Source organism: Sphingobacterium sp. HJSM2_6 (assembly GCF_049316305.1).
Lineage (GTDB): Bacteria > Bacteroidota > Bacteroidia > Sphingobacteriales > Sphingobacteriaceae > Sphingobacterium.
Map to the genome: position 1 here is coordinate 95,888 of NZ_JBMOXB010000014.1, position 24,761 is coordinate 120,648.

Here is a 24,761-nt window from a genome sequence, read left to right on the forward strand (position 1 = left end):
AATTATGGAAAAAATGAATTTTTTGAAGAAATTTGAGAACAGTGTTTTTGAAGAAAAGGATTATTTGATCTCAATGACCTCATCATGTATAATTGCATAAATCGTGCTATCTTCCTGTTTCTTCATCATATGGAGACCTGTAAATTTTCCAAAGGCAGGAAGGATGAGTAAATGATCTTGAATGTAAAAGCAAGGTAGTCGAAAGTTTTGCCTCCCCTTAAATCCGACTAAATAACCAGGATGAATATGCCCCACAATATTCAACATATACGTCGGTAAACCTACAATGGGTTCGTGAGAAAAGACTAATCCTTCGCTGAGGATATATTCCGAACGTATCGCGATAGGCAGCTTATTAAAATGCTTTTTATCTAATACATCATGATTTCCCTTAGTCAAGGTGAATTTGATTTGCTGAGCTACAGAATTAATAAATGTTTTAAAATACTCCCAATCGGTATTCCATTCCGAATGAAACAAATCGCCCAAAAAAATAATTTCTCGAATTGGTAAATCAGAAATTAACAACCGAAGTTCATCTATTTCTAAAGAAATATCTGGGGATGGAACAAAAAAGCCCGCATTTCTAAAATGTTTCAATTTACCTAAATGCCAATCGGATATGACTAACAACTCATATTTAGAAACATACATCGCCTTTTGAGGAAGTAGAAAACACTCCAATCCATTTAATTCTATACGTTTAGCCATCTAAGAGCTGAGATTTTAATTTTTCTAAACGACTTTGCCAATCTTCATTACTATATCGTTCTCTAAACGACTCCGCAAATATAGGAAATGAAAAAGGGGTTAATCGTTCTGGTTTACTCAAAATAATTTGATGATCAGCAATGCGCTCAAAAGCACGTTGCATTCTTCCTTCATCAAGTTGAAAATCGAAAACTTCATCATAGGATTGTCGAAGTAATAAATTGCCAGGATCATAATCGGAAAACACAGAAAAAAACAAACTCGCATTAGCCTGTAGATGTTTACCCTTCATTTGCTTGCCAGGAAATCCTTGAAAAATCAATCCAGCTATTCCTGCAATATCCCGAAATCGACGTCTTGCCATTTCTTGAACATTTATTCCGGAATTAATTGCTTCGTGTAAGCCTTTGGATGAAAAAATCTGCTGTAACATTTCTTGGGTTAAATCATATTTTACATCGGATAGCAATTCGACCCCATATTCATTGCTTGCAATACTAAAGGTCGCAGATTTAATTAATCCTAACCTATAAGCGATTACCTGCGCCATTCCCTCATGGACTAATTTACCTTCAAAGGGATAAAAGAATAAATGATATCCGTATTTTGTTTCTAAATACTCCACTAATAATTCGGATTCATATGGTAGCGCGGATAGACGCTGCTGTTCTGCAAATAATGGTTTCAAAAACTTTATTTCATCGGAAATATTGGTAAGCTTGTGAATATTTTGAAAGCTATGCCGAATGGCAATCCCTAAATCTGGAGAGATCGAAAAACGTCCGCCCATCCAGGATGGTACAACGCCTTTTTTCTTTTCGGTGTATTTAACGATGACATCATTAACAATAACTTGAACCAGTTCCAATTGCCTGCCTGAAAACCAAAATACATCGCCTACGTTAAGCTTTGAGATGAAGGATTCCTCAATCGAACCTAAATATTTTCCTGAAAACAGTTTAACCCGCATCATGAGATCAGATACTATCGCACCGATAGATAAACGATGCCGCATCGCTAATTTTCTAGAAGTAACTTTATATTTTCCATCTATCTTGACCAAACGGTGAAAATCATCGTATGCTGACAAACTGGAGCCTCCATGAATTAATAATGCCATACATTGATCAAATTCCTCTGGACTAATTGATGAGAAACAATGCGTATGGATTACTTCTTGAAAAATCTGATCTGCGTCGAAACCGTCTCCTACAGCCAATGTCATTAAATATTGCAGTAATACATCAAAAGATCGAATGTACGGTATTCGACTTTCCACTATTTTATTACTCACGGCAAATTTTAATGAATCTCCTTCAATAATCTCTAATGAGTTGGTTGGTACATAATAAATCTTAGAAGTGGCATCAGGTCGATGTCCAGACCTCCCTGCCCTTTGTAGAAACCGTGCAATACCTTTAGGCGAACCAATTTGAATGACACAATCGACAGGCCTAAAGTCTACGCCCAAATCTAAACTACTGGTGCAAACTACAGCCTTTAGCTTCCCTTCATGCAATGCTTCTTCCACCCAGAATCGAACTTCATCGCTTAAAGAACCGTGATGAATAGCCAGCAAGCCTGCAAATTCAGGATAATTCATAATAATTTGTTGATACCATATTTCGGCTTGCGATCGAGTATTGGTAAAAATCAGGGTCGTTTGGTACTGATTTATTATTGGAATAACTTTGTCTAATAATCGAATACCTAAATGTCCTGCCCATGGAAATTTCTCTAACGTATCTGGAAATACCGTTTGTATAGCTATTCGTTTATTGATATTGGCTTGAATTAATACACCCGGTTGTTTTGTTCCCAAAAGAATTTCCTTTGCTTCTTCTAGATTTCCAATGGTAGCGGAAATACCCCATATTTTTAATGATGGATTAATTGCCTTTAACCGGCTTAAAGCCAATTCAATTAACACGCCTCTTTTAGACCCTATTAATTCATGCCACTCATCAACCACAATAAATTCAAGGTGCTTAAAATAATCCTGACCTGATTTACTAGCCAATATCAAATGAACACTTTCTGGAGTGGTAATTAATGCATTTGGCGGGTTTTTTCGTTGTTTCTGACGATGACTAATGGATGTATCTCCAGTCCTCAGTTCGACTTCATAATCCAAATCTAAATCTTCTGAAACCTGCCGTGTTGCTTTCCCTATTTCTTTCGATAGTGCTCGCAATGGGGTAATCCATAGACAATGAAGATTTTTCTTCTTCGACACAGTCGTTTCTATTTTCCTATGAGTATAATAATGAGCTATAACTCCAAACCAAATGGCAAAAGTTTTCCCATAGCCTGTTGGAGCATTTAATATACCAGACTTCCCTTTAGCTATAGCTTTCCAACTTTCTGTTTGAAAGGAATGGGGCTTCCATCCTTGGTTAAAAAACCATACTGACGCAAATTCATTCTCCATTTATGCAGGTTGATATTCCATTTTACAAAGCCAAATTCCTATTTATAAATAACAATTATTAACCTCAATTGTTACCAATTAAAACAAATTATTATGCGTGTTAAAAAAATAGGAATATTGATAGGATCCTTAAGAAAAGAATCTTATAATCGTAAAATCGCAAAACACATTATGGAACTGGCAACGGAAGGACTTGATTTTAAAGAAATTAAAATTGATAATTTACCTTTCTACAATGAAGATTTAGATAAAGAAAAAACTCCAGAAGCCTATCTGGATTTTCGTAAAAGCATATTATCCTTGGATGCCATATTGTTTGTGACTCCGGAATATAACCGATCAATACCTGCGGTATTGAAAAATGCCTTGGATGTAGGATCTAGACCTTATGGGAAATCCGTATGGGATTTAAAACCAGCAGCCATCATTTCATCTTCTATTGGAGCAATAGGCGGATTTGGTGCTAACCATCACCTCCGGCAATCACTGGTTTTTCTCAATATGCCTTGCCTTGCTCAGCCTGAAGCTTATATCGGTAATGCATCCAAATTATTTGATAAAGCGGGAAAAATGATAAATGAGGATACAGATAAATTTTTAAATCAATTTATAATATCTTTTAGCGAATGGATGGAAAGGTTTCAAAAATAAATATTCTCGATGCTGAATTCAATCAAATACACCATCGAGAATTAATTCAGTTATTCAAACGGAAAAAGCCTAAAGGCTATCTGCAATTGCATCCCACAATAGCATTCTTTTTTGCAAAGCCTCTTTAGCAACTTGCTTCATATCTGCCCATTTCTCTACATCCTGTTGTGCTAAATCCTCAATCATTAATTTTGCTAATGGTCCATGTTCATCTGCGTCCAACTCAATATGTCGTTGAAAATAATAGATTAGTGATTTTAAAGCAGCATCAGGGAAATTCTTCTGGATTTCAGTTAGAATAGAGGTGAACATCTTTGGTATCAAATCCTCGCGCCCAAAGGTAAATACAGCGGCAATTTTATGCAGCTCCTTAGTCCGAATAATCTCAAAAGTAAACTTTAGAAAATCTTTAATTCGTAAATCAAGTTCACTAAGTTGTATCGCATGAAATATATCCGATTCATGCTGGCATAAGTTCAAGAAACTATCGATTTGATCCGTATTTGCATGAATTTGGTTCATAGCAATCTGATACATTTCAAAATGACTCATTCGATTACCATCTATGAATTCATCAGATTCCTCTGCTAGCACAATCTCATTAATCAAATACCTGGTTTTAGGATTCGCAGTAGCATACCATGGCACTTGCACACAGGTAAGCTCTATTTGTAAAGCCTTTAATAAAGACATAAAATCCCATACAGCATAAACATGACCCTCTGTAAATTTTTTAAGATCGTCTATGTGTTGTATTCTTTGATATAAGGGATGATTTAAAAGGAGCTTTTTTTCTTCGGAAATATAATTCTCTAATTCTTCAAAATAGTTCATTCGCAAAAATACTGCGTATATGTCAATTAAAGAAAATATATTTCAGCTATAAATTCATTTTTAAGACCTAAAAACTGAAAGAGAACCCTATTTAAATTGGATTTCTCCAAAATATTCTGGGAGATGAAAGTTAGGCGTTTCACTCAACACTTCATTCCACGATAAAAAATGCGGATTTGGAAGTTTATCTCCACATTTATAGAAGTTAGCGTGAACTATTTTACCATTTAATTGATGGCCCTCTTTGCCAAAAAGGCTTAAAGGAATGGCCAAAATGATTCGCCATTCCTTTTTACCTTGTATGTTTTTTACTACAGTGTAGGTATCTACCGATTGAATTTCACTATCCTTTAGCCTTTGTCGATCACTTTTCAAACTAGGGCCAAATCCAATTAAACCCGTACCTAACACATTAAATTCGAAGTTATAATAGGTTTTTCCAGCATCCAATGACAGAAAAAATTCCACGCAGCTATCTTCCCAAACATTTTCATTGGGGCGGATATAATTGGCTTTAATATATTGTTCTTGGACCTGATAATGAATAAAGAGGTGTGAACCCTGGTAGGCAATCTGAAAATTAGCTTGAGTTTCCGAAGGATACGCTCGTGACCAATTTGCAAACTCCAATGTATTCCAAGGCAAACCTGCCAATTCAGTTGCTAATTCGGAATAAGTACTTTCCGAATAAGGTAAATCCAAAAAATCAATTTCAAGCCTTTTCATGTTAATTATCGATCAAACTTTCTGAAAGAATTGCTACCAATTCATTTTGATGTTTTTCTAATTCCGCTACTAATTTTAATTGCGCTTTCGTACGAACTAAATTATGGGTGGCATAAGCTATCTTATAATAGGTGTCTCCATTGATGTAATCGGTTAAAAACCGTACAGCCTGCATATACGGCAATAGATGAACCGCATATATTAAAGTATTTATCTCGGTATCTGTTAAGAAATCTTTTGCCTCCGATAAATACCCTTCCGTAAACGATCTAAACAATGGAATATTCAATACGATTTTGGATACATCTTCTTCATCTTCCGCAGCAGAATTAATAATGGTACGAATTGCATCTCCAAAATCATAAGCCACATAGCCTGGCATCACCGTATCTAAATCAATAACACATTGAACTTGATCGTTTTTATCCAAAAGTACATTATTAAATTTTGTATCGTTATGGGTAATCCGTAATGGTAATGCCCCAGACAATCCTAAATTTAATATTGTTCTCATTTTTTCTTCCCGTTCAAAAATATAGTCCAAGAGGTCTTGAATTTCATCCAATCGCCCTACCGGATTGCTAGCAATTGCCGAACGTAGATTATTCATTCGAAAATCGATATTATGAAAGTTGGGTAATACCTCCACGATTTTCTTCGGATCTAAATCACTCAATTGCTTTTGAAATTGACCAAAAGCCATTCCTCCGGAATAGGCTTGTTCCGTTGTCTCCAGAATATCGTAACTTCTCGTATCAGGAATCAATATAAATACCCGCCAGAAATCACCATTTGCGTCTTCGTAATAGTTTTTTCCAGTTTTAGTAGGTATTAAAGTCATGGTTCTTTTAAGAACCTCTTCCTCCCCTAAATGAGCGAGTTTAGCTTTTAAATGGTTACATACAACTTCAATATTATTCATCAAACCCTCAACATCTTGAAATATATGGTGATTGATTCGTTGCAATAAATAGATATTATTCGTATTCGAGCTCGTAGTAATTTTATAGGTGTCATTAATATGCCCAGATCCAAATGGACTAGTACTTAATACTTCACCTTCTAAATTAAATTGTTTTGCAGAGTTTATGCTATTTTCAGTTTCTTTGGTTGACATCACTTAGTTTTCATTCATAATTATATGTAAGTAAATGCAATATCTATATAAGCAATCAATAATTAAAATATTTTTTTCAATCAAACGGTTGCATTAAAAATATTTATTTTTTTGCCATGCTTAACTGATTTAATAAAAAACATTTCCAATTTAAAAAGTAGATTTTTTAAAATAATCTATAGAAAAATGCGTATTTTGTGAATTCTATCGCGATAATATATATATGGTCACCGAAATAATTATTATTTTACTATTAATAATCCTTAATGGAATTTTGTCTGCTTCTGAAATTGCTATTGTTTCCAGCCGGAAAGCTAGGCTAAGTGCAGCTAGTGAAAACAACAAAGGGGCAAGAACTGCACTGCTACTAAAAGAAAATCCAAACAATTTCCTATCCACTGTCCAAATCGGAATTACTTTAATAGGTATTCTAACAGGTTTTTTTTCCGGTGGTTCTATTTCCTTATTTATAGCCGAACAACTAAAATCCATTTCGGTCATTGCACCTTATAGCGAGCAAATCTCGGTAGTATTAGTCGTATTAATTATCACCTATTTATCATTAGTGGTTGGTGAACTTGTTCCTAAACGTATTGGGATGGCTATTCCTGAAAAGTATGCGTCATTAATCGCGGTACCTATGTCCGTATTAAGTAAGATTGTAAAACCGTTTGTTTGGTTATTAAGTATATCTACCGATTTCATTGTAAAACTATTTCAAATCAAATCCAATGCAAATAGTGTGACTGAAGAGGAAATTAAAGCTTTAGTAGACGAAGGCGTAGACAGTGGGGTTATTGAACATTTTGAACATGATTTAGTAGATCGTGTATTAAGTTTGGGCGATAAAAAAGCAATTAATTTAATGGTTCATCGTGGAAAGATTACCTATTTAGATATTCAGAAACCTTTTGAACATATTAAGAAAATCATCATGAAAGACGAGCATACAGAATATCCTGTATGTAATGGTAATTTCGATCATGTTATTGGTCTTGTACATGTTAAAACCTTATTTAGAGAATACCTTACCAATAAAGAACCAGATCTTACCAAATTAATAAAGCCAATACCGTACGTAAACGAAAACACTTATGCCTATAATGTATTGCAAACTTTAAAATCTTCTAAAGTTACCCAAGCCGTTATTGTAGATGAATATGGTAGCCCTCAAGGTATAATTACCGTTACGGATATTGTAGCTTCCTTAGTTGGTGGTTTTGATTCCGCAGAAAATGAAGAAAAGAAAACTATTCGTAAACGTGAAGATGGTTCTTTCGTTATAGACGGAAGTTATCAACTCCAAGATTTTATCGAATTGTTTAACCTATCGCTTTCTGAAGAGGATGAGGATGAAATTGGAAATTTAAGTACGGTAGCAGGTTTAGTGTTTTTGCTGTTAGACCATATTCCGGTAGAAGGCGATCGTGTTACGTATAAAAATTTAGAGTTTGAAGTATTGGATATGGATGGTCACCGTATCGACAAGATCATTTTAAATACGCTTAAAGACTCCGATGACGAACCTGATAATATAGATTAAAAGCACAAGTCATATGGATTAACCAATTGTTAATCCGTATGGCTTCTTATAATTTTCAACAAATCTTGTTTACTTTGGAGGCCACTTTGCCTCCAAACTTGTTTACCCTCTTTATATAAAATTAAGGTAGGCACACCTTGAACCTGAAATTTCGTTGCAATCAATTGATTTTTATCGACATCAATTTTAAGGACCTTAAGCGAATCCCCCAACTCATCCTTTACCTCTTTCAGTATTGGCGCTAGCACTTGGCATGGACCACACCATGAGGCAGTGAAATCAATTAATACAATATTATTACTTTGAATTAGCTTGTTAAATGTTGACATAAATCTTAATTTATTAATTATATGGAATACAAAGTTCTTCTAATTCTTCCATATTTCCGACAAACATATTTAAATCCACTGGACCTTTGATACCATTGACGGTTCCCTTTTCTGAAAACTGCCAAATATTCCAATGTTTTTTAGGACGTTCTACCCAAAAATTATAATTTGCAATCCACAAAGTATAATCTTCAAATTCTTCCTCTAGAAAATCTGCAAAATATTTATCCCCAGAATATAAAACAGGCTTTACCTCATAATGTTTTTCTACAAGGTCCAACCATCGCTTTAGACCAATTTTCAGACTATCCATGGATTGATTCCTAGGCATTTCCTCGATATCCAATACAGGCGGTAAATCCCCCGGATCTAAAGCTACCTTTTTAATAAAATTCTTAGCTTGTTTTACCGAATTCTCATTCGGCCTAAAATAATGATATGCCCCCCGCAATTTATTTTTCTGCTTTATAGCCTTCCAATTCTGTGAAAACTTCTTGTCTATCCCATCCTCTCCCATTGTTGCGCGGACAAAGATGAAATCAACAGGAAATTCATTATTGATAAAAATCACCTCTTCCCAATTTATTGATCCTTGATATTGTGACACATCAATCCCGTATAAATGATCATTATGACGCTTCATCAAGGCAATATTTCTTACATCATATTTACTTTGATCTTTATCAAGGAGTTCTTCCTGATGAAACCATTCTTGAAATAAATAAGATATCCCTGCACGATGTTGCCAAGCAAATAAGCATATGACTAGAATCAAAGGAATCGAAATACTCCAAAACAACATTTTATGCCTCATCTGTTGATCAGGATTTACTTTTCCCTTGCCTGTATGGTTGTTTTTTGACATATTGCGTGAAATTAACTATTTCAACTTTTTTGACAAAACATTTTATCAATGATTGTTTACAACCCTAAAGATTGGTTAAGTAAAACCATATATCTGCATTCTTTTAAAGTATTTAAAAGGCTACTTCCATATTTATGTGTTTCTGTATTTATATCTTGGGGTTTAGCTTTTTTGGAACTGGAATACTTGAAACTATCTGATAAAAGCTGGCTAAAGAACATCACCCTGGTGCACAGTTTATTAGGATTTGTATTATCCTTACTGTTAGTGTTTAGAACCAATACCGCATATGACCGCTGGTGGGAGGCTCGAAAACAATGGGGAGCATTAACCAATTCGAGTAGAATTATTGCCATGAAAATGAATGCTTTCCTCGATATAGAGGATAAAGTAAATCGGAGCTTTTATAGAAAGTCCATTGCCTTGTTTTCCGAAACTTTGTTTAATTACCTTCGTTCCGATTATACAAAGTTTATGTTGGATGAGGCTGAACATCCTGAACTTAAAGATTTAGATGAAAAAAAACATGGCCCCAATCAAGTAGCCTCTTTAATATTTAAAAAGACAAACCTCTTATATATGCAGGGAAAATTGCTCCCTGAACAATTTCTCATCATCAATAAAGAAATTACAACATTGACTGAAATTACTGGAGCTTGCGAACGGATTAAGAATACACCTATCCCTTTAGGATATAGTGCTTTCATTAAAACGTTTATCATAGCCTATACAGCAACTTTACCCATTGGATACGTGTTTTCTATGGGTTACTTTGTCATTGCAGCTGTGCCTTTTATTTTCTACGTATTGGCAGCATTAGAAATGATTGGTGAATCAATCGAAGATCCTTTCGGTACTGATTCTGATGATCTACCAATTGAAAAAATAACTTCAAATATTAAAAAACATTGCAATGAAATTCTGCATGCTTAAGCAGAATCAGCCGTCTAATTAGAAAATATGCTTGGATTAATATAAGGAAAACAGGTCTTTAACGCCCAACAATTTTCTACAAGTAAATCCTTCTGCATACTTAACCTGGATGGATCTACCAAACTCCTGTGCTCGCGCCTTAGTAGATTGCATAAAATCAGGATTAGAGATATACGTATTAGGTTCTTCATCCGTATCAGACACATTAAATTGTGTCGTATATGCTAGAATGGACTGCTCTTTAATATCCCAAAATTCCGTAATATCAATTAGCACATCCGGTTCAATAAATTTATCCTGAATTAATTGCAACTGTAGTCTGGGGCGGAATGCTTCCTGCTCTACCTCATCAAGCTGAGTCGAAATTCTTCTTAGTCCTGCTAAAAATAAAGCATCATTTACCAAATGACTTGCTCTACCATGATCTGGATGTCGATCATCCAAGGCGTTTGTAATGACTATTTCAGGTTGATATTTTCTAATCGCTCGAATTATCGTCAATTGACTTTCTTCATCGTTTCGAAAAAAACCATCCCGAAGTTTAAGATTATCGCGCATTGCTACACCCAATATAGCAGCCGCATGTTGAGCTTCGATATGACGAGTTTCTAGAGTCCCTCGGGTACCTAGCTCTCCTTGTGTCAAATCTATTATTCCAACTTTCTTTCCTTCTGCCACATACTTCGCAATCACTCCTCCAGCACCTAATTCAGCATCATCTGGATGAACGGTCATAACTAATAAATCTAACTTCATTTGTTTCTCTTTTTTCAAAAGTACAAATTTACATGGCTAAACACCTACCTATAGCAGTTCTTCTATACGTTTGTGGATTTTCTTTGACAAAGGACTTGTCAAAGAATAATAATAATCAACCACCTCCCCTTTTCTATTGACTAAATATTTATGAAAATTCCACATTGGATTTGAATCAACCTGACCATTGAGTTTAATATCAGACAGATACCTATACAGCGGATCCTGGTACTCACCGATCACATGAATACGTTTAAAAACTGGAAAACTCACCTGTTGACCTATTCTACAATAAGTTTCTAAGTTTGAACCCGTTAAAGGTTCTTGTTCTTTAAAATCATTGGACGGGAAAGCTAGAATTTCAAATCCCTGATCTTTATATTTTTTATATAAGATCTCCAAAGTTTTAAACTGTTTCTTAAAAAAGCATTGACTAGCTGTATTTACAATAAGTAATACCTTTCCTTCGAAATCTTTCAATGATTTTTTTTGCCCATTAAATTCCAAAGCTGAATAATCATAAACAGTCATATCCATAAAAAAAATAAATATTAAGGGTTTGCAACGGGTCTAACACGCTCATATTCGCGTATGATATTTTCTATTTCGAATTCTTCTTGGGGATCATAGGTACTTTTCAAATCATGACCGAATATTTTCGCCACACCTTGAAAAACAAAAGCCGATATGTTTCCTTTTAAGTCTTTAACCAATTCAAAACTGGTACTTCCAGTTTGTCGTTCAATCAGTTTAATCAATATTTTGCCTTGCGATATACTCAGATTTTTTACCTCTGAAGTTATTTTATCTTTAATCTCTCGTTCACATTCTTTAATCAACCGTTTCTCTTCTCGCCTTGAACTGGCCAAAGCTAAATCTCGATCCAATTGATCATAACGCCTTTGAGCATATATCGCATAGGGCAATACCCGTATCACATTCCGCTTTAAGCGCAGGTAGGTTTGCCGCTCTTCTTCTGATTTAAATCTTCTTACCGCTCTGATGACGATCTCTTCAATGGGAAACCAAGGCACTACTTCTCCATTATCTAATGTGGTCGTGGCATAATGCGTTACAACTTCCGCCTTTCCTTCCCCATACTGCGGTTTAGTCAATGCTTGACCCTCACTTTTTATAGGGAAAACAAAGAGAACAAACAGTAGGAAAAACAAGCCTTTTTTACACGCACACATCGTCAATTTATTATGTCCTTAGCGTTAATAATTAAAATTTATCTGTATATTTATATTTTAATAAAAGTACTAAAAATATAGATTATTTACCCTATAAAAATAGGAAATAATTTTAAATACATTGTCATTATCAGGAAGTTTTATGGAAGAATATGTGATTGATATTGAGGCTGAAAATAAAGAAATCCGTAAAAGATATCGTGCATTACTTAGAGCTTGTAAACCTACCTTGCAAAAGGGGGATAAACAGCAGATAAGAATGGCTTTTGACTTAGCGCTAGAAAGTCATAAAGATATGCGCCGCAAATCGGGCGAACCTTACATCTACCATCCTATTGCTGTTGCTCAAATTGCAGCCGAAGAAATTGGTTTAGGAACAACTTCCATTGTCTGTGCCTTATTGCATGATGTCGTTGAAGACACAAGCATCACCCTACAAGATATTGAAGAACAATTCGGAAAAAAGGTTGTTCGCATCATTGATGGCTTAACAAAAATTTCAGGAATTTTTGACCCAAATAGTTCCATGCAAGCGGAAAATTTCCGCAAGATGTTACTCACTTTAGCTGATGATGTCCGTGTAATTCTAATCAAACTTGCCGATCGCTTACACAACATGCGAACCATGGAGTTTATGGCACGCCATAAACAATTGAAAATTGCTTCGGAGACCAGCTACCTTTACGCACCATTAGCGCATCGACTTGGCTTGTACGCGATTAAATCTGAATTGGAAGACCTATCCATGAAATTCACGGATCCGGACACCTATAAGTTTATCGCTAAAAAGTTAAATGAAAAGAAAGCCGAACGGGAACGTTTTATTGCAGACTTTATCAGTCCTGTAAATGAAATATTAGCGGAAGAAGGCATTCATGCCTCCATATTTGGAAGACCAAAATCCATACATTCCATTTGGAATAAAATGCGCAAGAAATCAATCCCTTTCGAGGAAGTCTATGATTTATTTGCTATTCGAATCATCATCGATTCCGAAGATGAAAAAGAAAAAACAGAATGTTGGAAAGTGTATTCCATAGTTACTGATCTCTATAGACCAAACCCTGATCGGTTGCGCGATTGGATTTCATCCCCAAAAGCAAATGGTTACGAATCCTTACACACCACGGTTATGGGACCTAAAGGCCAATGGGTAGAAGTTCAAATTAGAACCCGCCGGATGAATGAAATTGCAGAAAAGGGATTTGCTGCACACTGGAAGTATAAAGAATCCAATTCGGATAATGGATTGGATCAATGGATTCAAAAGGTTAGGGATATCTTAAATAATCCAGAACCTAATGCCTTGGATTTCATTGATGATTTCAAAATGAATTTATTCTCTGATGAAATCTTCATTTTTACACCAAAAGGAACCTTGGTGCAATTACCGAATGGGGCAACAGCCCTGGATTTCGCATTTGAAATACATACCGATATTGGGGCTACCTGTATTGGAGCAAAAGTAAACCACAAACTAGTTCCTTTAAGTCATGAATTACAAAATGGTGATCAAGTCGAAATCATCACCTCTAGTAAACAATCGCCTAAGGAAGATTGGTTGAGTTTTGTCGTAACGGCTAAAGCGAAATCAAAAATAAAATCCTCGTTAAAAGAAGAAAAAAGACGAGTAGCGGAAGATGGAAAAGAAATATTAGAGCGTAAACTAAAGTCTTTAAAAATCACGTACAATACTGAAAACATTAACAAAATTTCGAATTATTTCAAGTTTCCTTCCTCCCAAGAGCTTTTTTACAATGTGGCGAAAGGAACTATTGACATCCGAAACTTACGTGAATTTGTTGCTAATGAGCGTTCCGAGGACAGCAGTCAAAATCAATTTCAATCCCATATTTCTGGTTTAGTAGAAAAAATCAATAAAAAAGATGATACGATTCTAATTGGTGATGATTTCCAAAAAGTCGATTATACCCTTGCCCCTTGTTGCAATCCCATTCCAGGCGATGACATCTTTGGTTTCTTGACGGTAAATGACGGCATCAAAATACACCGTACCAGTTGTCCGAATGCTTCCAAATTAATGGCAAACTACGGCTATAGAATCCTAAAAGCCAAATGGGCTTCCTTACATAATACTTTAGCCTTTTTAACCGGGCTTCGCATCGTTGGAATTGATGACGTTGGCCTAGTCAATAAAATTACAACCGTTATTTCTCAAGAATTTCATGTCAATATTCGGTCTTTATCGATATCGAGTAATGAAGGAATATTTGAAGGTGATATCATGGTATTTGTGAATGATACTGATCAATTGGATAGCCTCATCAAGCACTTGAAAAATATCAACGGAATTACGGGGGTTACTCGCTATGAATCCGAGAACTAATTATTACACGCTATCAACATAAATACTAGCGAATACCATAGTTATTTGCTAAATTTGAATCTTTTAAAAAGTTGAAATCAAATGAGACAGGGCGAAAATTACGAAACTGTTAAAAAGATTTTTGAAGCATATCTCGAAAACAAAAATCTAAGAAAAACTCCAGAACGTTATGCGATATTGGAAGAAATATACTCACGTTCAGACCATTTTGATGTGGAATCTTTATACATCCACATGAAAAACAAAAAATACCGTGTAAGCCGTGCTACCGTTTATAATACATTAGAACTCTTAGTTTCTTGTGATTTGGTGACCAAACACCAATTTGGTAGAAATATGGCACAGTTTGAAAAGTCATACGGTTATAAGCAACATGATCACGTAATTTGTATTGAATGCAACAAAGTTGTTGAGTTTTGCGATCCTCGCATTCATCAAATTCAATCCATGATCGGTGATTTATTAAATTTTGACATAAAACACCACTCTTTAAATCTATATGGAATTTGTGCGGATTGCAGAAAAAGCAAAGTCCCTCAAGACCATGTTTCCAAGGAAGCACTAATTTCAAATTAAATTAACATTCGTCAAAATATTATATACCTTTGTTCGGAAAAAGTCATACTATAACACTTTTTCCGAATTGCTTTTTTTATTCGTTAATAAGAAATAATTAATTAAACACACATAATTCAATAAATACTATGCAAGTTGATGTGCTTCTGGGTTTGCAATGGGGTGATGAAGGTAAAGGAAAAATCGTAGATGTATTCTGTCCAAAATATGATTTAATAGCTCGCTTCCAAGGTGGGCCGAATGCTGGACACACTCTGGAATTTGACAACAAGAAATTTGTCTTAAACACGATTCCTTCAGGAATTTTTAATGAAGACACATTGAACCTTATTGGGAATGGTGTTGTGATAGACCCGATCATCCTAAAAAGAGAATTAGACAACTTAAAAGCTGCAGGATTTGATCCAGTAGGAAAAGGTAAGTTAGTTTTAGCACGTAAAGCACACTTAATTCTACCAACGCATCAATTATTAGATGCGGCCTCTGAATCAAATATGGGTGCTGGTAAAATTGGCTCTACCTTAAAAGGTATTGGCCCTACCTATATGGACAAAACAGGAAGAAATGGCCTTCGTGTGGGCGATACTACCCTTTCTGATTTTCAAGAACGCTACGAGAAACTGAAGCAAAAACACATCTCCATGCTTTCGCATTACGGAGAAATCCCTGATTTTGCAGAAAAAGAAGAAGCTTTCTTAGCAGCAATCGAATTCTTAAAAACTATTCCACATGTTGATTCTGAACATTTAGTCAATCAATATTTAAAAGAAGGAAAACGTGTTCTGGCTGAAGGTGCACAAGGAACTTTATTGGATGTAGATTTCGGTTCTTATCCATTTGTTACTTCATCCAATACAACTACCGCTGGGGCTTGTACTGGATTAGGTATTGCTCCTAATAAAATTGGTCAAGTATATGGTATTTTCAAAGCATATGCTACCCGTGTAGGTGGAGGACCTTTCCCTACGGAATTAGACAATGAAGTTGGAGAGAAACTACGTCAATTAGGCCATGAATTTGGTGCTACTACTGGACGTGCTCGCCGTACAGGTTGGATTGATCTTCCGGCATTAAAGTATGCAATCATGATTAATGGCGTTACTGAATTAATTATGATGAAAGCTGATGTTTTGGATACTTTTGATAAAATTTACGCGTGTACACATTATAATTACCTTGGTGAAACTATCGATTACATGCCGTATGAGATTATTACCAATAAACCTGAACCTGTCTTAAAAGAAATTGAAGGATGGAATCAGGATTTAACAGGTATTCGTAGCCAAGATGAAATTCCTCAAGCTTTAGCGAATTATATTTCGTTTTTAGAGCAAGAGTTAAATGTGCCGATTAAGTATCTTTCTGTAGGTCCAGATCGTACGCAAACAATTGCATTATAAGAGAATATGGCCAAAGCCATTTTTGAAACGAATACGAAGCAATTTTTAGCCAAATGCCTGCAATGGTCTAAAAGCTATCAACATGTTTGTTTGTTTCATTCCAATGGTTTTCAAGACCAATATTCCACGATACATAGCCTGTTGGCTATTGGTGCGAAAGATGAATTTTCAGCTCAAGCTGGTCAAGCATTCGCCGCACTTGAAGATTTTAAATCCCGACATAAAGGAAGCTTTATGCCGGGATTTTTTAGTTATGAACTTAAAAATGAGCTCGAAACATTAAATTCCAAAGAACAAAATGTATTGGAATTTCCGGACGCCTATTTTTTTATTCCTCAAATTAGCATCGTATTTTATGGTAATTCCATCGAAATTTCTTGCGAAGAGGACCCTCAAATTTTATTCAATAATATTATTCAAACCGCAGAAATAGCGGATAGCGAAAATTTTCAAATTCATATTCAACCTAAGATGCAAAAGGAAGAATATATGGAAGCTTTCCATTCTATGATTCAGCATATTCAGCGTGGAGATATCTATGAAGCAAATTTGTGTCAAGAATTTTTTGACGATAATGCCCATATTGCACATCCTGAGCAATTATTTTTAAAACTCAACACACTTTCCCCTACTCCATTTGCTAGTTTTTTTAAAATCAATAAACATTACATCATCAGTGCTTCACCCGAAAGGTTTCTCGCAAAACGCGGTAATACGCTAATTTCACAACCGATTAAAGGAACTGCCCCAAGGGGACGTTCTCCTGAGGAAGATCAACAGCTAAAGGACAAGCTTAAATCTAATCCGAAAGAAATTGCTGAAAACGTCATGATCGTGGATTTAGTGCGAAATGATTTAACCCGAAGTGCTGTCCCTGGTACCGTTCAAGTAACTGAAAAATTAGGATTATACAGCTTCAAACAAGTGCATCAATTAATATCAACTATAACTTGTATTAAAGACCAACATATCTCTGATATTCAAGCGATAAAGAATACATTTCCAGCAGGTTCTATGACAGGCGCACCTAAATTATCTGCCATGAAAATTTGTGATCAACTTGAAAAATCGAGACGTGGCATTTACTCCGGTAGTATTGGTTATTTCGATGCGAATGGTGATTTTGATTTCAACGTGGTCATAAGAACTATCTTGTACAATCAACATAAAAACTATCTTTCATTCCATACTGGCGGTGCAATAACCATTGATGCAAATGCAGAAGCCGAATATGAAGAATGCTTAACCAAAGCCAGTGCAATCTTAAAGGCTTTAAACCAAACAATTAAGTAATTTCCCACCTTTTTGAATTTTTTCTAATTATTTTTTCAATAAAATCACTTAATCATTAACATTTTACTATTTTTGTCAGCATTATAAGGCTATGGGTTTCTGATCGTGGAACCACAAACTAGTTAATTTTTTTTTATAAAATTTTAATGGGAAGACATATTTTAAAAAGAGAACAAGCGATAACGTTTGTAAAGGAAACTTTTGCAAATGGCTTAAAAAATGTATTGAATTTAACTCCAGTTTCTTCACCTATCGTGGTTTTGGATGGCACAGGTATTAATGATGATTTAAATGGCATTGAAAGACCTGTATCCTTCCCTATCAAATCTTTAAATGATCAACGTGCTGTTGTAGTCCATTCATTAGCTAAATGGAAAAGGATCCGCTTAAAAGAGTTGGAGATGTTGCCAGGTGAAGGGATATTGACAGATATGCGTGCTTTAAGACCTGATGAAGATTATTCACCTATACATTCCATTTATGTGGACCAATGGGATTGGGAAAAATCCATAGATACTAGTGATCGTAATTTAACCTTCCTGAAAAAAACCGTGGAAGACATTTACCAAGTCATTTTTCAAACAGAAAAAGCAGTTTCCGAAAAATATCCTGAAATAAAAGCTATTCTACCAGAGGAAATACATTTTGTATCTTCTGAAGAACTCCTGCTTACCTATCCTACCTACACACCAAAAGAACGTGAAAATGCAATTGCAAAAGAATATGGCGCTGTATTTATCTACGGAATTGGCGGAAGTCTTTCCAATGGAGAACCACACGATGGACGTGCAGCAGATTATGATGATTGGAGTACCAATAACGAGCGTGGTTACCGTGGTTTAAATGGGGATATTTTAGTTTGGAACCCTATTTTAGGTACCGCATTTGAATTGTCTTCTATGGGTATTCGCGTGGATAAAAAAGCGTTAATGACCCAATTAGAAATCCGTAATAGTTTAGATAGACAACAATTAACCTTTCACCAGCTTTTGTTAAGCAATCAGTTGCCCGAATCAATTGGCGGTGGTATTGGACAATCTAGAATATGTATGTTTATGTTAAAGCTGCAACATATTGGCGAAGTTCAAGTAAGTATTTGGGATCCTATTAAAAAGGATTCACTCTTAGCTAAAGGAGTAGAACTTCTATAATAATGCTATAGAAGTTAAAAAATAGTACTAATATTTTTAGTAATTAAAAATATTAGTACTATTTTTGTTTAATGAAGAATCCAGAATATGCTATTGTTGACATTGAGACAACCGGATCTTATGCTGCTGCAAATGGCATTACGGAAATTGCAATCCTTATTTTTGATGGAAAACAGGTTATTGAAAAATTTAGCACCTTAATCAATCCACTTCAACCCATTCCTTTTCACATTCAGGCATTAACTGGAATTTCAGATGACATGCTTGCTCCCGCACCTACCTTTAGCGAGGTAGCCGCCCAAATTTTCCAATTATTAGCTGGTCGTGTTTTTATAGCGCATAATGTTCATTTTGACTATTCCTTCATAGAAGCTGCCTTAAAGTTGGCAGGGTATGATTGGAGGGCTCCAAAACTATGCACAGTCCGCTTATCTAGAAAAATTTTCAAAAACTTACCTTCCTATAGCCTTGGTAAACTTTGCCAATCTTTAGGTATACCCATAAGAGATCGACATCGTGCTTTTGGAGATGCAGAAGCGACTTTAACCTTGTTTAAAATGCTATTAGCTGCCGATGAGGAACATCATATTGTGAAAGCTACGCTACCGAAGGCCAAAGAACAACGGCTGCCTACTCACCTACCAAACGATGTTTTTGAATCCTTACCCCAAACTACTGGCATTTATTTATTTAAAAATGCGCAGGATAAAATCATTTATGTAGGTAAAGCCATCAATATTAAAAAACGAGTCATTGGTCATTTTACTGGAAATAGCTCCAGTTTGCGTAGGCAGCAATTTATCAATGAAATCATACATATTGAATTTAAAGAAACAGGAACTGAATTGATGGCTTTATTAATGGAATGTGATTATATCAAAAAATTATGGCCTAAATATAACCTCGCTCTTAAAAAATACGACCCTAAATATGGCTTATGGTGCTATGAAGATCAAAACGGTTATTTAAGATTATCAATCGGTCAGATTCGTAAACACACTCAGCCATTATACTATTTTAATTCTGTATTGGAATCCACTCAGTTTCTCCATAAATTAATCCATGATCATCAACTTGTTCTAGGTCTTTGTCAATTTTTCAATCCTACTGCCCTTCCACAAATTGACCGCATATCCACCTTGAGCATGGAGTTTCCTGACCAAAAAACCTACAATTTGCGCGTACAAAATGCCCTTTTAGCTTTAGAGAATCAACAAAAATCTTTCGTTATTGTCGATAAAGGAAGAAACTCGGACGAAAAAAGTTTCATATATTTTAAAAAGAACAAGTTACATGCCATCGGTTTTATTGAGAATGAATTAAGCTTTTCGCATATTGATGAAGGGATAACACAAGATCAACTGGTCACTAGCAACTTTTACATGAATAATTTAGCCATACAATTTGCCAAATCATTCCCTTCCAAAACCCACGAAATTCAAGGAAACTGGTCAGAATAACCGTAACTGAACATCAACTTGCTGATCTTCGGCTGGATCTATAAAGTTTGAAATGGTTAAGCCTAATAACCGGACAGCTTTTGATTCCCAATTATACAATGCGAATAGTTCTTTGGCACAATCGTTTAAGGCTTTCTTACCTATTAACTTTTGGGTATAGGTTTTACTTTTACTGCTGACACTAAAATCAGCGAATTTTACTTTTAATGTTAGGGTTCTACCCCAACTTTCCGATTTTGCAATCCGCTCAGTCAATTTTTCACTTAATTTCAACAACTCTTCAAGCAAATCTTCCTCCTTATGCAGGTCATTCTCAAAGGTATCCTCTATTCCAATAGATTTACGTATTCGATTAGGCTTAACTGGTCTATCATCAATGCCACGAACCATTTGATGAAAAAACTTTCCGGATTTCCCAAATCGTTGTTTCAATAGGTCTTCAGAAAAATTCTTCAGATCCGAGCCGGTAAATATCCCCATACCTTTCATTTTTTCAGCGGTTACTCTTCCTACACCAAAAAAACGTTCTATTGGTAAGGACTCTAAAAAAGGGATGATTTTTGAAGGACCAATAAATGTCAATCCATTTGGCTTATGGATATCAGAGGCAATCTTGGCGACAAATTTATTGACAGATATTCCCGCGGAGGCAGTCAAATTCAATTCGAATTGAATCGCATCTTTTATCTGTTGGGCAATTTCCAAGGCTGAACCTATATTCAACTTATCTTGTGTAACATCCAAATATGCTTCATCTAATGACAAAGGTTCTATCAAGTCTGTGTATCGCCTAAAAATAGCCCTGATCTGATTTGAAACCTCTTTATAAACTTCAAATCGAGGCCGAGTAAAGATTAATTGAGGACAAAGTTTTAAGGCCATTCTAGAAGACATGGCAGATTTAACGCCGTATTTTCTAGCTTCATAACTCGCTGTAGCAACCACTCCTCGCCCATCTGGTGAACCCCCAACAGCTAAGGCCTTTCCTCTAAATTCAGGAAAATCTCGTTGCTCTACAGAAGCATAGAATGCATCCATATCAATATGAATGATTTTTCGCATAAACAAAGTTATTGATTTCTTGTTTAATCTTTAGGTGTTCAGATGGGCTAATTCAGGAACTTGACTAGAACATAATTTAAGTCCTACTTCCTTTTTCCTTTAGCTCATGAAATATCATTATCTTTACGCCCAAAATATACATAAATAAGAAAGATGAGTAAAGTAAATGTTGGTTTAGTTCAGATGTCTTGTGTAAAAGATAAACAAGCGAATCTAACTAAAGCTATTGAAAAAGTTCGTGAAGCCGCTGCTAAAGGTGCTCAAATTGTTTGTTTACAAGAGTTATTTACATCACTCTATTTTTGTGATGTGGAAGATTATGATAATTTCGATTTGGCCGAATCTATCCCTGGCCCATCCACTGATGCGCTTGCTCCTATTGCTAAGGAGTTAGGTGTAGTCATTATTGCTTCCTTATTTGAAAAACGCACTCAAGGGCTTTACCATAATACCACCGCTGTTATTGATGCAGATGGATCATATTTAGGGAAATACCGAAAAATGCATATTCCTGACGATCCCGCATTCTATGAAAAGTTTTATTTCACTCCAGGTGATTTAGGTTATAAAGTATTCAAGACCCAATTTGGTAAAATAGGTATTTTAATTTGTTGGGACCAATGGTACCCTGAAGCATCAAGAATTACAGCTTTAATGGGTGCAGAAATATTATTCTACCCAACAGCGATTGGTTGGGCAACAGACCAAGATGAAGAAACCAATGCGGATCAATATAATGCTTGGCAAACTATTCAACGCTCTCATGCCGTAGCGAATGGTGTTCCCGTTGTTTCCGTGAATCGTGTAGGCTTTGAACAAGACGGTGCCATGAAATTTTGGGGTGGAAGTTTTGTCGCCAATCCTCAAGGTAAATTGTTATATCTTGCCTCACACGACCAAGAAGAAGTACAAGTCGTTACATTGGATTTAAACCAGTCAGATTATTACCGGAAACATTGGCCTTTTTTAAGGGATCGTAGAATTGAAACTTACAGTCCAATCACCAAACGATTTATTGACGAAGATTAATTTCTGATTTTATTTAATATACCTTGTTTCTACATCAGGAACTATGTATCTTATTTTTTTACCACATGAGTAATACGGTTAATTCAACACTATATACTATTCAAGACAGCCCAAAAGCACAGGGTTTTAGGTTTCCCGCGGAATGGGAAAAACAAGAAGCCTTATGGCTGAGTTGGCCACATAAAGAAGCATCATGGCCTGGAAAACTCGAAAGTATTTTCGAGCCATACGCTAGGTTTATTCAATTGGTAGCTGAAGATCAATACGTTCGCATCAATGTCGCAGATGAAGCGATGAAAACCTTCGCCTTATCCCATATTAAACTTGCAGGTGCAAAACTGGAGCATATCAGTTTCCATTTCAATCCCACTAATGATGCTTGGTGTAGAGATCATGGTCCTGCTTTTTTAATCAACGAAGATACTGGCGAAAAAGCAATCGTTGATTGGGGCTACAACGCATGGGGAGGTAAATATCCACCCTTTGACCTAGATGATGTGGTTCCTACTCGCATTGCTGAAGAATTTAAGTTAAAATTATTTACACCTCCTATCGTAATGGAAGGTGGATCTGTAGAGTTTAATGGTAAGGGTACCGTACTCACGACCACAGCTTGTCTATTAAATGAAAATAGAAACCCGCAATTAACGAGGGAGCAAATAGAAAACTATTTAAAAGATTTCTACGGCCAAGAGCAGGTGTTATGGCTTGCTGATGGAATTATTGGTGATGATACCGATGGCCATATTGATGACATTACACGATTTGTTTCTGAAGACACTGTCCTTACGGTAATCGAAGAAGATCCTAATGATGATAACTATGCGATCTTACAGGAAAATTTAGAAATCTTAAAATCGTTTCGCTTACTAGATGGCCGTCCGCTTCAAATTATTGAACTTCCGATGCCAAAACCAGTTATTTTTGAAGATCAACAGCTTCCTGCATCGTATGCCAACTTCTATATTGCAAATAAAGTGGTGGTCGTTCCAATTTTTCAAGATGCAAATGATGAGCGAGCGCTTGAAATTATTCAATCTTGCTTTCCTGATCGTAAAGTGATAGGAATCAATTCGGTGGATATTATCTGGGGACTAGGAAGTTTCCATTGTTTAAGTCAACAAGAACCTAGCATATAATCTTTAGTTTATGAAAACATTCTCCCGTCTGTTGATAATAGGAGCGCTAATTATTGGAGTAAATCAAGGCGCTCAAGCACAAGAACGAGATGATCGTGCAACGATCTTGAATTTTAAAGGAATTCAGTTTAAATCAAAAGATTCGCTATTCTACACGAACTTTCGTTTTCGAATGCAAAACCGTTTAGGATTTAGCAATGTAATCAATGGAGAAGATGATGGGAATTTCGACGCTAGAATTCGCCGCCTCAGGATGCGGATGGATGGGTATATCTATACCCCTAAAATATCCTACTCCGTGCAGTTAGCTTTTTCACGTTCTGATCAGGATTATGACGATACGGGCATTCCAAACATTGTGCGTGACGCGGTGATGTTCTACAATTTCTCCGACGACTTTTACATTTCTTTTGGTCAAAATAAATTGCCTGGAAACCGACAAAGGGTTAACTCTTCTGGTTCTTTGCAATTTGCAGATCGCTCCCTTGTAAATACGAACTTTACCATCGATCGTGATTTTGGACTTTCCCTGAACTACAGCAAGGAAGTTGGATCTGTAGCTTTTGTAGCAAAAGCAGCAGTCACCACGGGAGAAGGTAGGCCCGCAAATTCTACTGATGATGGCTTAGCCTATACCGGTAGGGTAGAATTTTTACCTTTCGGCAAGTTCACCAATGACAATGATTATTCTGAAGGCGATTTGGAACGTGAAGAAACGCCAAAGCTTTCTATTGGTGCTGGCTATAGCTATAACGATCGGACGACTCGTGAGGGAGGGCAAACGGGCAAATATGTGCTCAATCCCTTTTCCTTAAAAACCAGTTATGCTGATGCTATCTTTAAATACATGGGATTTGCTTATCAGGTGGAATATATGCGTCGGGATGTAGATAATCCCTTAAATATGACTGATGAGGATGATCCTACCGAAACTGTAGCCTACAAAGGTTGGGGAATCAACCAACAAACCTCTTATTTATTAAATAAAGGGTATGAAATTGCAGCGCGTTACACAGTCGTTCAACCGCATCAGGATATTAAATTTTTCGAAAGACAAACGGAAGTGATGGAACTCGGTTTAACCAAATACATGAAAGCACATCGTTTGAAATTTCAATTAAATGGAAACTATACGTTTAAAGATGGAGATTTCAAAAATCATAACCAACGCAGTTCTTGGGGTGGTACATTCCAAGTAGAACTAGGAATTTAATA

General features: G+C 35.8%; 23 protein-coding genes. 12 read left to right on the plus strand and 11 right to left on the minus strand.

Translation table 11 applies throughout. The features are described 5' to 3' along the window. Nucleotides 1-60: 60 nt before the first annotated feature. Nucleotides 61-711 carry a ligase-associated DNA damage response endonuclease PdeM gene (gene pdeM, locus ACFRAE_RS13055; protein WP_422797608.1) on the minus strand — a complete coding sequence of 217 codons (651 nt, stop codon included), beginning with the start codon at nucleotides 709-711 and terminating at the stop codon, nucleotides 61-63. Further along, nucleotides 704-3,142: a ligase-associated DNA damage response DEXH box helicase gene (locus ACFRAE_RS13060; RefSeq protein ID WP_422797609.1), complete on the minus strand. Its 2,439-nt coding sequence runs from the start codon at nucleotides 3,140-3,142 to the stop codon at nucleotides 704-706. The genes pdeM and ACFRAE_RS13060 overlap by 8 nt, the downstream gene beginning before the upstream one ends. 90 nt (nucleotides 3,143-3,232) lie before the next feature. Here ACFRAE_RS13060 and ACFRAE_RS13065 point away from each other — a divergent pair, with 90 nt between their 5' ends. Beyond that, a complete protein-coding gene (locus tag ACFRAE_RS13065) occupies nucleotides 3,233-3,793 on the plus strand; it encodes an NADPH-dependent FMN reductase (protein WP_422797648.1) in 561 nt (186 codons plus the stop codon). A 69-nt stretch (nucleotides 3,794-3,862) separates the two neighbouring features. On the opposite strand, the gene ACFRAE_RS13070 is transcribed toward ACFRAE_RS13065, so the two are convergent. The 3 genes from ACFRAE_RS13070 to ACFRAE_RS13080 form a co-directional block, all read right to left on the minus strand. Continuing rightward, a complete protein-coding gene (locus ACFRAE_RS13070; RefSeq protein WP_422797610.1) occupies nucleotides 3,863-4,627 on the minus strand; it encodes a DUF3050 domain-containing protein in 765 nt (254 codons plus the stop codon). Nucleotides 4,628-4,714: 87 nt separating this feature from the next. After that, nucleotides 4,715-5,353, minus strand: a complete 639-nt coding sequence (locus ACFRAE_RS13075; RefSeq protein ID WP_422797611.1) for a carbohydrate-binding family 9-like protein — start codon at nucleotides 5,351-5,353, stop codon at nucleotides 4,715-4,717. A gap of 1 nt (nucleotide 5,354) precedes the next feature. After that, nucleotides 5,355-6,470 carry a phosphotransferase enzyme family protein gene (locus tag ACFRAE_RS13080; RefSeq protein WP_422797612.1) on the minus strand — a complete coding sequence of 372 codons (1,116 nt, stop codon included), beginning with the start codon at nucleotides 6,468-6,470 and terminating at the stop codon, nucleotides 5,355-5,357. A gap of 223 nt (nucleotides 6,471-6,693) precedes the next feature. Here ACFRAE_RS13080 and ACFRAE_RS13085 point away from each other — a divergent pair, with 223 nt between their 5' ends. After that, nucleotides 6,694-8,013 (plus strand): hemolysin family protein, encoded by a 1,320-nt coding sequence (locus ACFRAE_RS13085; protein ID WP_422797613.1) that lies wholly within the window; start codon nucleotides 6,694-6,696, stop codon nucleotides 8,011-8,013. 29 nt (nucleotides 8,014-8,042) lie between these two features. Here the strand turns inward: ACFRAE_RS13085 and trxA are convergent, their stop codons facing one another. Together trxA and ACFRAE_RS13095 are read right to left on the minus strand one after the other, a co-directional pair. Next, entirely contained in the window at nucleotides 8,043-8,342 is a 300-nt protein-coding gene (gene trxA, locus ACFRAE_RS13090; protein ID WP_422797614.1) for a thioredoxin, read from the minus strand. A 13-nt stretch (nucleotides 8,343-8,355) separates the two neighbouring features. Then, nucleotides 8,356-9,207 carry a glycoside hydrolase family 25 protein gene (locus ACFRAE_RS13095; RefSeq protein WP_422797615.1) on the minus strand — a complete coding sequence of 284 codons (852 nt, stop codon included), beginning with the start codon at nucleotides 9,205-9,207 and terminating at the stop codon, nucleotides 8,356-8,358. Between the two features lie 48 nt (nucleotides 9,208-9,255). Between ACFRAE_RS13095 and ACFRAE_RS13100 the strand changes: the two genes are divergently transcribed. Beyond that, nucleotides 9,256-10,140 carry a bestrophin family protein gene (locus tag ACFRAE_RS13100; RefSeq protein WP_422797616.1) on the plus strand — a complete coding sequence of 295 codons (885 nt, stop codon included), beginning with the start codon at nucleotides 9,256-9,258 and terminating at the stop codon, nucleotides 10,138-10,140. Nucleotides 10,141-10,176: 36 nt separating this feature from the next. Here the strand turns inward: ACFRAE_RS13100 and bshB1 are convergent, their stop codons facing one another. The 3 genes from bshB1 to ACFRAE_RS13115 are packed head-to-tail and all read right to left on the minus strand — an operon-like array spanning nucleotide 10,177 to nucleotide 12,089. Beyond that, nucleotides 10,177-10,896, minus strand: coding sequence for a bacillithiol biosynthesis deacetylase BshB1 (bshB1, locus tag ACFRAE_RS13105; protein WP_422797649.1), 720 nt, complete (start codon nucleotides 10,894-10,896; stop codon nucleotides 10,177-10,179). A 48-nt stretch (nucleotides 10,897-10,944) separates the two neighbouring features. Continuing rightward, a complete protein-coding gene (locus ACFRAE_RS13110) occupies nucleotides 10,945-11,433 on the minus strand; it encodes a glutathione peroxidase (RefSeq protein WP_422797617.1) in 489 nt (162 codons plus the stop codon). Between the two features lie 14 nt (nucleotides 11,434-11,447). Next, entirely contained in the window at nucleotides 11,448-12,089 is a 642-nt protein-coding gene (locus ACFRAE_RS13115; RefSeq protein ID WP_422797618.1) for a DUF4294 domain-containing protein, read from the minus strand. A gap of 142 nt (nucleotides 12,090-12,231) precedes the next feature. On the opposite strand from ACFRAE_RS13115, the gene ACFRAE_RS13120 reads away from it, so the two are divergent. The 6 genes from ACFRAE_RS13120 (at nucleotide 12,232) to ACFRAE_RS13145 (ending at nucleotide 20,316) form a co-directional block, all read left to right on the plus strand. Continuing rightward, nucleotides 12,232-14,436, plus strand: a complete 2,205-nt coding sequence (locus tag ACFRAE_RS13120; RefSeq protein WP_422797650.1) for a RelA/SpoT family protein — start codon at nucleotides 12,232-12,234, stop codon at nucleotides 14,434-14,436. Between the two features lie 81 nt (nucleotides 14,437-14,517). Then, the gene (locus ACFRAE_RS13125; RefSeq protein ID WP_422797619.1) at nucleotides 14,518-15,012 is read left to right on the plus strand and encodes a Fur family transcriptional regulator; all 495 of its coding nucleotides are present in this window, start codon (nucleotides 14,518-14,520) and stop codon (nucleotides 15,010-15,012) included. Nucleotides 15,013-15,140: 128 nt separating this feature from the next. Further along, on the plus strand, nucleotides 15,141-16,412 hold the full coding sequence (locus ACFRAE_RS13130) for an adenylosuccinate synthase (RefSeq protein ID WP_422797620.1): 1,272 nt from the start codon (nucleotides 15,141-15,143) through the stop codon (nucleotides 16,410-16,412). Nucleotides 16,413-16,418: 6 nt separating this feature from the next. After that, entirely contained in the window at nucleotides 16,419-17,705 is a 1,287-nt protein-coding gene (locus ACFRAE_RS13135) for an anthranilate synthase component I family protein (protein WP_422797621.1), read from the plus strand. Between the two features lie 146 nt (nucleotides 17,706-17,851). After that, nucleotides 17,852-18,856: an aspartate--ammonia ligase gene (asnA, locus tag ACFRAE_RS13140; RefSeq protein WP_422797622.1), complete on the plus strand. Its 1,005-nt coding sequence runs from the start codon at nucleotides 17,852-17,854 to the stop codon at nucleotides 18,854-18,856. Nucleotides 18,857-18,927: 71 nt separating this feature from the next. Next, nucleotides 18,928-20,316, plus strand: a complete 1,389-nt coding sequence (locus ACFRAE_RS13145) for an exonuclease domain-containing protein (protein ID WP_422797623.1) — start codon at nucleotides 18,928-18,930, stop codon at nucleotides 20,314-20,316. On the opposite strand, the gene dinB is transcribed toward ACFRAE_RS13145, so the two are convergent. Further along, nucleotides 20,308-21,378, minus strand: coding sequence for a DNA polymerase IV (dinB, locus tag ACFRAE_RS13150; protein ID WP_422797624.1), 1,071 nt, complete (start codon nucleotides 21,376-21,378; stop codon nucleotides 20,308-20,310). The two genes, ACFRAE_RS13145 and dinB, sit on opposite strands and share 9 nt — an antisense overlap. Before the next feature lie 153 nt (nucleotides 21,379-21,531). On the opposite strand from dinB, the gene ACFRAE_RS13155 reads away from it, so the two are divergent. The 3 genes from ACFRAE_RS13155 (at nucleotide 21,532) to ACFRAE_RS13165 (ending at nucleotide 24,759) form a co-directional block, all read left to right on the plus strand. Next, a complete protein-coding gene (locus tag ACFRAE_RS13155) occupies nucleotides 21,532-22,407 on the plus strand; it encodes a carbon-nitrogen hydrolase (protein WP_422797625.1) in 876 nt (291 codons plus the stop codon). A gap of 65 nt (nucleotides 22,408-22,472) precedes the next feature. Next, nucleotides 22,473-23,546 (plus strand): agmatine deiminase family protein, encoded by a 1,074-nt coding sequence (locus tag ACFRAE_RS13160; protein WP_422797626.1) that lies wholly within the window; start codon nucleotides 22,473-22,475, stop codon nucleotides 23,544-23,546. 10 nt (nucleotides 23,547-23,556) lie between these two features. Beyond that, a complete protein-coding gene (locus tag ACFRAE_RS13165; protein WP_422797627.1) occupies nucleotides 23,557-24,759 on the plus strand; it encodes a porin in 1,203 nt (400 codons plus the stop codon). Nucleotides 24,760-24,761: the final 2 nt, after the last annotated feature.